Below are 1,067 nucleotides of genomic sequence, written 5' to 3'. Positions count from 1 at the left end.
ATACGTCACGAGTTTGGTAAGCGATGCCTTCCAGAGTCGCTCGGATAATGTGGTTTGAGTTCACACCGCGAGTAAGGCCAACAATGGTGCCACGTGCATAAGCATCCCAGTATGGAGCGCCAAGGCCAGTAAAGGCTGGTACTACATAAACGCCGTTCGATGTGTCCACTTTTGTTGCGAAGTATTCAGAATCTTCTGCGCCGTTTAGGATTTTCAGTTCATCACGTAGCCACTGGATAGAGGCACCACCCATGAACACAGCACCTTCAAGTGCGTAAGCTGGCTCGCCTTTCGGACCACAAGCTAGAGTGGTAAGCAGACCATTCTTCGAGGTGACTTTCTCTTGGCCAGTGTTCATCAGCAAGAAACAACCTGTGCCGTATGTGTTTTTCGCTTGGCCAGCTTCCACACACATTTGGCCGTATAGCGCCGCTTGTTGGTCACCTGCAATACCTGCGATAGGAATTCGAGTACCGCCTTTACCACCGATGTTCGTTTTGCCGTAAATTTCCGAAGAGCGTTTTACTTCTGGCATCATTGACGCCGGAATGCCCATCTCATCCAACAGCTTTTGGTCCCAACATAGGTCGTTGATGTTAAACAGCATGGTACGTGATGCGTTGGTGTAGTCAGTAACGTGAACGCGGCCTTGAGTCATCTTCCATACTAACCACGTATCGACGGTACCAAACAGCAGTTTACCTGCTTCTGCATCTTCGCGTGCGCCTTCTACGTTATCCAGAATCCACTTCACTTTAGTGCCAGAGAAGTAAGGGTCAAGCACCAAGCCGGTGTTGTCGCGAACGTAATCTTCTAAGCCGCGGCTTTTTAGGTCTTCACAAATGTCTGCGGTGCGACGACATTGCCATACGATTGCGTTGTAGACGGGTTTGCCTGTTTCTTTGTTCCAGACGATGGTGGTTTCACGTTGGTTCGTAATACCAATGGCAGCTAATTGGTCGCTTCGGATGCCTGACTTAGCCAAAGCTTCAACTAATGTAGAGCTTTGTGTTGCCCAGATTTCCATTGGATCGTGCTCAACCCAACCTGCTTGTGGATAAATCTGA

At 49.2% G+C, this 1,067-nt stretch carries 1 protein-coding gene; it reads right to left on the bottom strand.

Going from position 1 to position 1,067, the window contains the following annotated elements; all coding sequences use genetic code 11:
- A partial coding sequence (gene glpK / locus R7O12_RS26665) for a glycerol kinase GlpK (protein WP_318127084.1) occupies window positions 1-1,067 on the bottom strand: 1,067 nt, incomplete at both ends.

It is taken from the genome of Vibrio sp. Vb1574 (genome assembly GCF_033338675.1).
Note: the sequence above shows the minus strand (reverse complement) of the source record. Positions and strands in the feature narration are given on the sequence as shown.